Here is a 10,976-nt window from a genome sequence, read left to right as displayed (position 1 = left end):
ATCGGAACGCCGAGGAAGGTGTTCATCGGCGGATGGTTCGGCGGGAAGCCGTACGACGCCGGATGCTCGGAGAGCTTCGCGAGGCGCAGCGGCTCAGGGTGGCGGATCAGCTCGCCGAGGATGCCGTGGCCCTCCGGGAAGGGGCCGATGCGGGCGATCTCCTCGTCGGAGACGCCGGCCGTGTGGAAGGCGGACAGCCGCTTGCCGTCGGGGCCGATCACGCCGAGGGCCGCGTACTCGGCGTCGACCAGCACCGCCGCCGCCTCCACGATGCTGCGCAGCGCCTGCTCCAGCTCCAGCTCCCGGCCGACCGACAGGACCGCCTCCAGGAGGCTGTGCACCCGGTCGCGGGTGCCGCGGGCCGCGTCCAGACGGGCCTGAAGCTCGTCCAGCAGCTCGTCGAGCCTGAGCTGCGGCAGCCGGACACGGGCGTCCTCGGAACCTTCCACCGCGGTCCTCGCGATCCCCTCGACTCGTGCGCACCGGCAGGTCCGGTCACCGGACACGTTACTGGGCGGAACCGGGCGGGGGCACCGCGAACAGGCCACGTGGCGGTGGGCCGACCGGCCCACCGCCGGGGTCGGACAGCACCTGCCCCACCGGCCCCGGGCGTCCGACGCTGGAACCGGAACCAGCCCCGTCCGACGGAGGAGAGCGGCGTCATGGTCCGATACGTGTACGACTTCGCCGAGGGCGGTCGCGCCATGGCCGACCTGCTCGGCGGCAAGGGTGCGAACCTGGCCGAGATGACCCGGCTGGGCCTGCCGGTGCCGCCCGGATTCACCGTGACCACCGAGGCCTGCCGGGCCTTCCTGGCCACCGGCGCCGAGCCGGAGGGCATGACGGAGGAGATCGCCCGGCATCTGTCGGCTCTGGAGGCCGCGAGCGGGCAGTCGCTCGGGCAGCGTGACAACCCGCTGCTGCTCTCGGTGCGCTCCGGCGCCCGGTTCTCCATGCCCGGCATGATGGAGACGGTCCTGGACATCGGCCTCAACGACGACTCGGTGCCCGGCCTGGCCAAGGCGTCGGGGAGCGAGCGCTTCGCCTGGGACTCCTACCGCCGGCTGCTCCAGATGTTCGGCGGCACGGTGATGGGCGTCGACCCGGCCCTGTTCGAGGAGGCCATCACCCTGCTCAAGGAGGCCCGCGACGCGCCGGACGACCTCCACCTCGACGCGAGCGACCTCGCCTGGCTGACGGAGACGTACAAACGGCTGATCCTCGACGAGACGGGACGGCACTTCCCGCAGTCCCCCGCCGAGCAGCTGCGCCTCGCGGTCCTCGCGGTATTCCGCTCGTGGAACGGCGAGCGCGCCCGTGTCTACCGGCACCGCGAGCACATCCCCGACGACCTGGGCACCGCCGTGACGGTGCAGCGGATGGTCTTCGGCAATCTCGGAGCAGACTCCGGCAGCGGCGTCGCCTTCACCCGGGACCCGGCCACCGGACGCCCCGGCCTGTACGGCGACTACCTGGCCGACGCGCAGGGCGAGGACGTGGTCGCCGGCATCCGCAACACTGTGCAGCTGGCCGAGCTGGAGCGGCTGAACCCGGCCGCCCACCGGCAGCTGCGCCATCACATGCGGACCCTGGAGCGGCACTACCGGGACCTGTGCGACATCGAGTTCACCATCGAGCACGGCCGGCTGTGGATGCTCCAGACCCGGGTCGGCAAGCGCACCGCGGAGGCCGAGTTCGCCATCGCGGCGGAGCTCGCCGAGGAAGGACTCATCACCCCGGACGAGGCTCTCGCCCGGGTGAGCGGGGAGGCCCTGGCCAAGCTGATGTTCCCGCGCTTCGACGGCGCGGCCACCGGCGCCGCCCTCGCCCACGGCGTTCCCGCGTCGCCGGGCGCGGCGGTCGGCGCGGTGGTCTTCGACTCGGCCGAGGCGGTACGCCGTGCCGCGACCGGCGAGCGGGTGGTCCTGGTCCGGCAGGAGACGGCCCCGGACGACCTGCCGGGCATGCTCGCCGCGCAGGCGGTGCTGACCAGCCGCGGCGGCAAGACCAGTCACGCGGCCGTCGTCGCCCGCGGCCTGGGCAGGGTCTGCGTATGCGGTGCGGAGGAACTCGCGGTGAACACCGCGGCCCGCCGCTTCACCGCGCCCGACGGCACCGTCGTGGAGGAGGGCACGGTGGTCTCGGTGGACGGCTCCGCGGGCACCGTGTACGCGGGGGCGGTCCCGATGGTCCCGTCCGCCGCCATGCGGTACCTGGAGACCGGCGAGCAGTCGGACGGTGTCGTCCCCGCGGTCGCCCGTGCGCTGGAACAGGCCGACGCGGTACGGCGGCTGGAGGTCCGGGCCAACGCCGACACCCCCGAGGACGCGGCTCGCGCCCGCCGGTTCGGCGCCCAGGGCATCGGACTGTGCCGTACCGAGCACATGTTCCTCGGCGAGCGGCGCAAGCTCGTCGAGGACATGATCCTGGCCCGCACGGACGCCGACCGCGACCGGGCGCTGGCCGCGCTCCTGCCCCTGCAGCGGGACGACTTCACCGGCATCCTCGCCGCGATGGACGGGCTGCCGGTCACGATCCGGCTGCTGGACCCGCCGCTGCACGAGTTCCTGCCCGACCGCACCGAGCTCGCCGTACGTGTCGCGGCCGCCGAGGCCCGCGGCGAGCGCCCGGCGGAGCACGACGTCGAGCTGCTCGCCGCGGTAAACCGGATGCGCGAGGACAACCCGATGCTCGGCCTCCGGGGCGTGCGGCTGGGTCTGTTGGTTCCCGGCCTGGTCACGATGCAGGTCCGGGCGATCGCCGAGGCCGTGGTGGCCCGGACCCGGGCCGGCGGCTCCCCCCGGGCGGAGATCATGGTGCCGCTGGTCGGTGCCGTGGAGGAGTTCGGGCTCGCCCGCGAGGAGGTGGAGCGGGTGCTGGCCGAGGTGGCCGAGGAGTCCGGCGTGCCGCTCGACTGCCCGGTCGGCACCATGATCGAGCTGCCCCGCGCGGCGCTCACCGCGGGCCGGATCGCCGAGCGGGCGGCGTTCTTCTCCCTGGGCACGAACGACCTGACCCAGACCACGTGGGGTTTCTCCCGGGACGACGTCGAGGCGGCGTTCTTCTCCGCCTATCTCGACCGGGGCGTCTTCGCCGTGTCCCCCTTCGAGACGATCGACCGCGAGGGCGTGGGCCGGCTGGTCCGGATCGCCGTCGAGGAGGGCCGTGCCGCCCGCCCCGGGCTGGAGATCGGCGTGTGCGGCGAGCACGGCGGCGATCCCGGGTCGGTGCGCTTCTTCCACGAGGCCGGCCTCGACTACGTCTCCTGCTCGCCGTTCCGGGTCCCGGTGGCGCGGCTGGAGGCCGGACGGGCCGCCCTCGCCGGGACCGGCGGCGGCGACAGCCGGTGAACCACCTGTCGGTGAGCGGTGGCGAACGAGAGGACGTGGGACGGATGACCACCAGGGACGCCGTACGGGTGCGCGCCCAGGGCGAGGTGGACGAGGAGGCGATCGGCTATGTGCGGTCGAAGGTCGAGGCGGCCTTCGAGCGGATCGGGCTGCCGCCCGCCGAAGGGGCGTTGACCGTGGTGAAGGCCGCCGCCCCGCACGTCCGGCGGCCGTGGTCGGCCACGGCCCGGCTCCTGGTGGCCGGCACCGTCGTGCTCGTCCACGCTGAGGAGGCCACCGCCCGCGAGCTCGGGGACCGGCTGGAGGACCGGGTGCGGGTCCGGGCGCGGGAGCAGGCGCACCGGGCGGACACGGCCCGCCGGGCGGCGACGCCGCCGCCCTGGCGCGGCGGTCCATCGGCCGGGAGCGAGGCCGCCCCGTCCGGTGGATGAGGGCCGGTCGGGCCAGGTCCCGGGACCAACGGCACCTGCGCAGAAGCGTCTCCGGGAAGAGAGTTGTGCCAGGAGCGGCACCGATCCCCCGCGGTGTCGCTCCGCCCGTGGCCATCGGGCCTTCATCACTTCGGCGAGGCACCTCCGTCGCGCCGGTGGACGTCTCACCGAGGGAAACCCTCCATAGTCGACGACGACAGCGCACCCGCCCCTGAGACGGGTGCGCGCCGGAGCGTCGAACTCGACAGTTCGCAGGCGCTGCGGTTGCTGGGTTCGGTGTCGCCGGGCCGGATCGTGTTCACCCGGCAAGCGCTGCCCACGGTCCGCCCGGTCAACCACGTGCTGGTCGACGGGGAAACAGTCATCCGCACCCACGAGAGCGCCGCCCTGGCCTCCCGCACCCGGCCGGCCGACGGCACCGGGGTCGTCGTCGTCCACGAGGCCGACGCGATCGCTCCGGAGACCCACCTGGGCCGGAGCGTGGTGGTCACCGGCTACGCGCACCTGGTGACCGACCCTCGCGAACTCGCCCGCTACGAGACGCTGCTGCGTCCCTGGCTGGACCGGACCATGGAACACGCGGTGCGCGTCCACCCGGACCTGGTGACCGGCATCGCCCTCGTGGGCGACGACTGAGCGGTTCTCCGTGGGGGCGATGGCCCGCTGGTCGGACCGGAGTGGGCCGAACGGCCCTTTTGCCCACGCCGGTGTGGTCGGCCGGGGCCGCCCGATTCTCCTCACATCCCGGGCGGACGATCGTCGGCCTCGTCCCGGGGGGCCTGCTCCTGGCGGACGCGGGCGTCGTCGAGACGGTAGGTCAGCTTGTCGAGCACGTCGACCACACCGTCGATCTGACGAGTCATGGTGACGGCGATCTCGGCCTCGGTCCGCCGTTCCATGTGACCGGTGAGGGTGACGACGCCCTCGGTGACGCGGACCTCGACGCTGCGGGGCGGCAGCCAGAGCGAGTGCACCAGCACCTCCTGGATCACCCTCTCGTGGATCTCGGCGTCCGGGCGCAGGAACACGCTCAGCAGGTCGCGCCGGGTGACGATGCCGACCAGCCGGTTCTCCTCGTCGAGGACGGGGAGACGTTCCACCTGCCGTTCGGCCATGGTGCGCGCCGCCTCGGCGATCGTGTTCTCGGCGTGGACCGTGACCGGCGGTTCGGACATCAGGTCGCCCGCGGTACGTGCCCTGGCCTTCGCGGCCTGCCGCCGGGAGCTGCGGGTCCGGTACCCGAGCGACGTGCCGCGGTGCTTGCGCTCGTAGGGGGCGGCGGCGCGCGCCTGGCGCACCATCAGGTCCGTCTCGGAGACGACACCGATGACCTTGTCGTCCTCGTCGATCACCGGGAGTCCGCTGATCCGGTGGTCCGCGAGCAGGCGGGCCACTTCCTTGAACGGGGTGCCGTGCGTGGCGTGGACGACGTCCGCGGTCATCACGGAGCCCACTTTGTCGTGCTTCATGTCTGTTCCCTCCTCGGGCTCAGCGCAGCCGGCGCAGATAGGGATCCCGGGGCCGGCGGGGCAGCAGCCGTACCCGTGCGTCGAGCACGGTGACGCCGCCCGGTGCCGCGAGGACCGGGTTGAGGTCGGCCTCGGCGAGCTGCGGCAGGTCCGCCGCCATCCGGGACAGCCGCAGCAGCAGCTGTTCGAGGCTTTCCAGGTCGACCGGTCCGCCGCCGTGCGCGCCGAAGAGCAGGGGTGCGCAGCGCGGGGACGTGAGCAGGTCGTGGACGTCGTGGTCGGTGAGCGGGGCGAGCCGGGCGGTGTGGTCGGCGAGCACCTCGGTGGCGGTGCCGCCGAGCCCGAACAGCACCAGCGGGCCGAACACCTCGTCCTGGGCGACCCCCGCGAACAGCTCGGTTCCCCGGTCGGCGAGCGGCTGGACGACGACCCCGGTCATCAGTTCGCCGAACCGTGTCCGCAGGTCACGGTGGGCGGCCCGGATCTGTTGTTCGCCGCGCAGGTCGAGGTGGATCGCCCGCTGCTCGCTCTTGTGGAGCAGACCGGGCCAGTGCGCCTTCAGGACGACCCGTCCGTCGAGGCCCCGAAGCCGTTCGGCGGCGCGTACGGTCTCGTCCTCGGTCTCGGCCCAGGCCCAGGGGATCTGCGGGATGCCGTAGCAGGCGAGCAGGTCGGCGCAGGCGCGCGGGTCGAGCCAGCCGCCGTCGGCGTGCTCGGCGAGGTAGGCGTCGGCGAGTGTGCGGGCGCGTTCGGTATCGGTGTCGTCGAGGACCGGAACGGTACCGGCGGGCCTCGCCAGCCAAGCCGCCCGACGGGCGGCGTGGGCCAGCGCGCGGGCGGCCGCCCGCGGTTCCGCGTAGCTCGGGATCGTGCCGTCGTCGAAGGCGGGCAGCAGCTTCACCGGCAGGTCCTGTTCCAGGCGTACGGCGACGACGGGCTTCGTCCGGCGGCCTGGCGCCCGGGTGAGGGCGCGGATCAGGTCGTCGCCGGTGGCGGTGGCGAGGGCGGTCGGGACGAGGACCACCAGCACCGCGTCGACGCCGGGGTCCTGGATGAACAGGTCGACGCACCTGCGGAGTTCCTCCTCGCTCACGGCGGCCGTGACGTCGACGGGATTCCCGAACGACGCACCGGCGGGGAGCACGGCGGCCAGCCCGTCGACGGCCCTGGGCGTGAACGCCGGCAGGCTGAGCCCCGCTTCGGCGCAGGCGTCGGCGGCCAGCACCCCGGCGCCGCCCGCGTTGGTGACGATCACGACGCGCGTCCCCTCGGGCAGCACCTGGGAGTACATCAGCGCGGCCGTTTCGAGGAGTTCGCCGACGGAGCGGGTGGCGGTGACGCCGGCCTGGGTGAACAGGGCCCGGCGGGTCATGGTGGGAGTGGCGGCGGCCGCGGTGTGCGAGGCGGCGGCCCGGCGCCCCTCCCGTGAGCGTCCCGCGTCCACGGTCAGCACCGGAATGCGGCGGGCGACTCTGCGGGCGGTACGGGAGAAGGCGCGGGGGTTGCCGAAGGACTCCAGGTGCAGCAGGGCCAGATCGGTGCGGCCGTCGGTCTCCCACCACTGGAGCATGTCGTTGCCGCTGACGTCGTACTTGTCACCGAGCGAGACGAAGGACGACACCCCGATGCCGAGCCGGGACAGGCCCTCCAGCAGGGCGATGCCGATGCCGCCGGACTGCACGGCGACCCCGGCGCTGCCCGGCCGCGGATGATCCGCGGCGAACGTCGCGTCCAGGCGCACCGCCGGATCCGTGTGGGAGAGGCCGAGGCAGTTGGGGCCGACCAGGCGCATGCCGTACTCGCGGCAGGCGGCGAGGAGCGACCGGGCCTGGCCGGCGTCCAGCCCCGAGGTGACGACGAGCAGGGCGCGGACGCCCGCCTTGCCGCAGTCCTCCGCGATGTCCGGGACCGCCGCCGGGGGGACCGCCACGACCACCAGGTCCGGGGTCATGGGCAGGGCTCCCACGCTCGGGTACGACGGCACGCCGAGTACCGAGGTCACGTTCGGGTTCACCGCGAGGAGCCGGCGGGGGTAGCCGCCGCCGCGGATGTGGTGGAGGATCGCCCGGCCCACGGAACCGGGCCTGCGGCCGGCGCCGACGACCGCGACCGTCTCCGGGCGCAGCAGCGGTACCAGGCTCGCCACGTCGGCCGAGCGGCCGCGGGACTCGACGGCCGCGAGATAGGCGTCGTTCTCGTCAAGGTGAATCGTGCAGCACGTCTCGGTGCCCTCGAAACGCCGGGACATGCGCAGCCCGAGGTCGGCGAAGAGGCGGAGCACCTCGCGGTTCTCGCTCAGCGCGTCGGCGGTGAGGACGCGGACGCCCTCGGCGCGGGCCGCCGACACCAGGTGCTCGACGAGCAGCGTGCCCACGCCCCGGTGGTGCACCCCGTCCGCGACGGCGACGGAGACCTCCGCCGAGCCGTCCTCACCGCCGATGTCGTACTCGGCCAGGCCCAGCACCTCGCCCCGTGCCTCGGCCAGCAGCGCCCGGTGGCCGGGGCGGCCCGCGCAGGCCCGGTCGGCGGCCATGGCCGCGGAGCGGCGGCTCGCCCCGAAGAACCTCAGACGGAGGTTCTCCGGGGACATGCCGTCGTAGAACCGCTCCAGCCGGTCGTGGTCGGCCGGCGTGACGGGACGGAGGCAGACGGTGGTGCCGTCCGCGAGCAGTGCGTGCGCGGGGGCTCGGTCGAGCAGGTCGTCCGTCATGGCGGATCTCCTCCAAACCGGTCGATACCTCGAGCATCCGCCGCGCTCCGGCGTGATCCCATGGGCTGTCCGGGGTGAGGTGGGGGCCGTTCGCCCCCCACCTCACCCCGGACAGCGTTCGCGGCCCGCGCCCCGGTCCTCGGTGCCCAGCGCGGTGAGGTCCAGCAGCCGGCCGGTGCCGGCCACGGGCGCTCCCGATCAGCCGTGAGGTACGACGGCGACGGGGGCCGTGGCGTGGTGCAGGACGGCGTGGGTGACGTGGCCGATGTGCGAGCCGAGGACGCCGGTGCGGGTACGGCGGCCGACGACGACCAGTGAGGCGTCGCGGGCCGCGTCGGTCAGGGCCGCCGCGGGGGCGCGGTCCCGGCCGGCCTCGATCACCTCGACGTCCGGGTACTTCTGCCGCCAGGGCCGCAGGACATCGGCGAGTTCGGCGGCCATGCGCCGGCCGAAGGTCTCGCGGGGGTCGTAGCCGACGGCGACGACGTACTCGTAGCTCGGCGGCAGGCTCCAGCCGTGGACGACCCTGAGCGGCGCGGCACGGCGTGCGGCACTGTCGAAGGCGAAGTCGAGCAGCGTCGCGTCCGGGTCGTCGGTGTCGAGCCCGAGCACGACGGGCCGGAACGGCCCCGCCGCCGACGGCACGCCCGCGGGGTCCGACCGGTGTTCCTCCGCGGCCTGCTCGCCCGCCCGCACCAGCACGACCGGGCGCCGGGCGTGGGCCACGACGCGCAGGCCCACGGAGCCCATCAGGAATCCGCCGACGCCGCCGAGGCCGCGCGAGCCGAGGACGAGGAGTTCGGAGGCGTCGGCCTCCCGGGACAGCAGCTCCCCGGGCCGGCCGGTGAGCACTTCGTCGATCACCTGCATACCGGGGTGGCGCAGGGCGATGCCTTCTGCGGACTCGCGCCGGAGGTTCTCCGTCCGGTCCTGCACGGTCTCGGTACCGGCCAGCGGTCCCTGCGCGACATGCGCGGGGACCGGCTCCCGGACATGGACGATCTTCAGGGCCAGGCCGCGCAGTTTCGCCTCGCGGGCCGCCCATTCGGCGGCGGCCCGGCTCTCCGGCGAGCCGTCGAGCCCTACGGTGACGGTACGGAGCATGGTCTCCACCTCCTGCGGAGCGGGATCCCCGGGCAAGCGGAGCGTCCGCGAGGGATCCGCTTACAGCCTCGGGGCCGGACGGGGCGCCGGGCAGGGGCCGGTGGTCCCCGGACCGGGACCGACCGACCCAGGATCCCGCCACGGACGTACCGGGCACGGCCCGGTCGGTGCGGCCGCCGCTGGGAATCGGACGACGCGGCGCCGTTACCTCCCCGTCAGGTCCGGGCGGACCATGCCGGAGCGGCCGTGGACGATCTCGGGGCCGCGTCCGGGACGCCCGTGGCGGCCAGTGCGCCGGTGCGCTCGACGAACCGGGCGGCGGCCTCCGTCCAGGGGCCCGTCGGCGCGTGTAGGCGCGGGCGGACGGAAGCCGCACGGCGACGAGCCGGTTCGCGGTGCCGTCGGTGAACAGGCGGGCGGCCAGGCTCCCCACCGCCGTTCTGCGCGTCGCGGGGCAGACGGCGGCCGTACGGGCCGCCGGCGTGCTGATGGTCCCGGGCTCCGAGGTCCGCTCGGCCCATGGCGGGCCCGCCCCTCACGGCACACGCTGGAGGCAGGACCTTGTACGCCCGGCCTGGGAGGCCCGTCATGCAGACAACCCCGACCCCCAGCGTGCTGCGCGCGCTCCCGGCCGAGTACCGGGACCGGCTGACGCAGACCGGGCGGGAGGTGTCGATCGCTCCCGGCACCCGGCTCTTCGAGGAGGGCGGCCGTGCCGACCGGTTCTGGATCGTCCGTACCGGGCGGATCGAACTGGACGTGCATGTTCCCGGCCGCCGGTCGGCCGTCATCGAGAACGTCGGGCCCAACGAACTGGTCGGCTGGTCCTGGCTGTTCGGCCCGCACGTGTGGCATCTGGGCGCCGAGGCGACGACGCCGGTACGGGCCTGGGAGTTCGACGCGGAGGCCGTCAGGTCCCTGTGCCGGGAGGACCCGGCGCTGGGCAACGCCGTCATCCAGTGGGTGGGCGAGGTAGTGGCCCACCGGCTGCGCACGGCCCGTACCCGACTGCTCGACCTGTACGCCCCGTACGGCGCGGGTGCGGGCAACTGACCGAGGAGTGACCCCATGCACGGCACGCCGCACATCGTCGGCGACGTCATGACGACGACCGTCGTGAGCGTCGGACGCGAGGCGCACTTCAAGGAGATCGTGGAGCTCATGCGGGACCGGCGGGTGAGCGCCCTGCCCGTCGTCGAGGGCGGGGGCCGGGTCGTCGGCGTCGTCTCGGAGGCCGACCTGCTGCGCAAGGAGGAGTTCCGGGACAGCGACCCCGGCCGGTTCGCCCGGCTGAGCCACGTCGACGACCTGGCCAAGGCCGGCGCGATGACGGCGGGTGAGCTGATGACCTCCCCCGCTGTGACGGTGCGGGCGGACGCCACGCTCGCCCGGGCCGCGCGGGTCATGGCGCGGTCCAGGGTGAAGCGCCTGCCCGTGGTCGACGAGGCCGGTGTCCTGCGGGGGGTGGTCAGCCGCGCCGACCTGCTCAAGGTATTCCTGCGTGACGACGAGTCGATCGCGGAAGAAGTAAGCCGCGAGGTCGTGTCGTACCTCTTCCCCGCCCCCGACTCGGTCCTGCACGTGGACGTCCACGACGGCGTCGTGACACTCGTCGGCCGGATGCGCGACACCTCCCTGGTCCCGGTGGCGGCGCGGCTGGTCAGGGCCGTCGAGGGTGTCGTGGACGTCGACTTCGACCTGTCCACGGACCGGCGGGCGGCCGCGACGGCGGACGCGGAGCACGCGGGTGGGGCCGGACGGCCCTAGCGCGGGCCGTCCCCTCCGGGCGACGATCCTCCTGGCAGCCACCTAGGACGAGGGGTCGTCATGACGCAGCCGCGCACCTTCACGGAACAGGACCCGATCCGGGTGTTCCTGCTGGACGACCACGAGGTGGTCCGGCGCGGTCTGA

General features: G+C 74.1%; 9 protein-coding genes and 1 pseudogene. 6 read left to right on the top strand and 4 right to left on the bottom strand.

The genetic code is table 11. The features are described 5' to 3' along the window. A partial coding sequence (locus tag ACZ619_RS45525) for a GAF domain-containing protein (protein ID WP_469611907.1) occupies window positions 1-449 on the bottom strand: 449 nt, incomplete at its 3' end. A 213-nt stretch (window positions 450-662) separates the two neighbouring features. Between ACZ619_RS45525 and ppdK the strand changes: the two genes are divergently transcribed. The 3 genes from ppdK (at window position 663) to ACZ619_RS45510 (ending at window position 4,417) form a co-directional block, all read left to right on the top strand. After that, window positions 663-3,350, top strand: a complete 2,688-nt coding sequence (gene ppdK, locus ACZ619_RS45520) for a pyruvate, phosphate dikinase (RefSeq protein ID WP_469611905.1) — start codon at window positions 663-665, stop codon at window positions 3,348-3,350. 44 nt (window positions 3,351-3,394) lie between these two features. Continuing rightward, entirely contained in the window at window positions 3,395-3,781 is a 387-nt protein-coding gene (locus tag ACZ619_RS45515; protein ID WP_469611904.1) for a hypothetical protein, read from the top strand. Between the two features lie 183 nt (window positions 3,782-3,964). Further along, window positions 3,965-4,417, top strand: coding sequence for a pyridoxamine 5'-phosphate oxidase family protein (locus ACZ619_RS45510; protein WP_469611909.1), 453 nt, complete (start codon window positions 3,965-3,967; stop codon window positions 4,415-4,417). Between the two features lie 101 nt (window positions 4,418-4,518). Here ACZ619_RS45510 and ACZ619_RS45505 read toward each other — a convergent pair whose 3' ends face one another. The 3 genes from ACZ619_RS45505 to ACZ619_RS45495 form a co-directional block, all read right to left on the bottom strand. Then, a complete protein-coding gene (locus ACZ619_RS45505; RefSeq protein ID WP_469611902.1) occupies window positions 4,519-5,250 on the bottom strand; it encodes a CBS domain-containing protein in 732 nt (243 codons plus the stop codon). A gap of 19 nt (window positions 5,251-5,269) precedes the next feature. After that, complete coding sequence (locus ACZ619_RS45500; RefSeq protein ID WP_469611900.1) at window positions 5,270-7,960, bottom strand: bifunctional acetate--CoA ligase family protein/GNAT family N-acetyltransferase; 2,691 nt, start codon at window positions 7,958-7,960, stop codon at window positions 5,270-5,272. A gap of 198 nt (window positions 7,961-8,158) precedes the next feature. Beyond that, window positions 8,159-9,064, bottom strand: a complete 906-nt coding sequence (locus tag ACZ619_RS45495) for a universal stress protein (RefSeq protein WP_469611898.1) — start codon at window positions 9,062-9,064, stop codon at window positions 8,159-8,161. Between the two features lie 588 nt (window positions 9,065-9,652). Between ACZ619_RS45495 and ACZ619_RS45490 the strand changes: the two genes are divergently transcribed. The 3 genes and pseudogenes from ACZ619_RS45490 to ACZ619_RS45480 all read left to right on the top strand — a co-directional run. Then, window positions 9,653-10,117 carry a Crp/Fnr family transcriptional regulator gene (locus ACZ619_RS45490; RefSeq protein ID WP_469611897.1) on the top strand — a complete coding sequence of 155 codons (465 nt, stop codon included), beginning with the start codon at window positions 9,653-9,655 and terminating at the stop codon, window positions 10,115-10,117. A 15-nt stretch (window positions 10,118-10,132) separates the two neighbouring features. Then, window positions 10,133-10,831, top strand: a complete 699-nt coding sequence (locus ACZ619_RS45485; RefSeq protein WP_469611895.1) for a CBS domain-containing protein — start codon at window positions 10,133-10,135, stop codon at window positions 10,829-10,831. Between the two features lie 60 nt (window positions 10,832-10,891). Beyond that, window positions 10,892-10,976 (top strand): annotated as a pseudogene (locus ACZ619_RS45480) (DNA-binding response regulator); the annotation flags it as partial.

It is taken from the genome of Streptomyces sp. NPDC104367, assembly GCF_055583825.1.
Note: the sequence above shows the minus strand (reverse complement) of the source record. Positions and strands in the feature narration are given on the sequence as shown.

Excerpts from the sequence above, each read along its gene's own strand:
- ppdK (WP_469611905.1), top strand. The coding sequence starts at position 663 with ATGGTCCGATACGTGTACGACTTCGCCGAGGGCGGTCGCGCCATGGCC.
- ACZ619_RS45515 (WP_469611904.1), top strand. The coding sequence starts at position 3,395 with ATGACCACCAGGGACGCCGTACGGGTGCGCGCCCAGGGCGAGGTGGAC.
- ACZ619_RS45505 (WP_469611902.1), bottom strand. The coding sequence starts at position 5,250 with ATGAAGCACGACAAAGTGGGCTCCGTGATGACCGCGGACGTCGTCCAC.
- ACZ619_RS45500 (WP_469611900.1), bottom strand. The coding sequence starts at position 7,960 with ATGACGGACGACCTGCTCGACCGAGCCCCCGCGCACGCACTGCTCGCG.
- ACZ619_RS45495 (WP_469611898.1), bottom strand. The coding sequence starts at position 9,064 with ATGCTCCGTACCGTCACCGTAGGGCTCGACGGCTCGCCGGAGAGCCGG.
- ACZ619_RS45490 (WP_469611897.1), top strand. The coding sequence starts at position 9,653 with ATGCAGACAACCCCGACCCCCAGCGTGCTGCGCGCGCTCCCGGCCGAG.
- ACZ619_RS45485 (WP_469611895.1), top strand. The coding sequence starts at position 10,133 with ATGCACGGCACGCCGCACATCGTCGGCGACGTCATGACGACGACCGTC.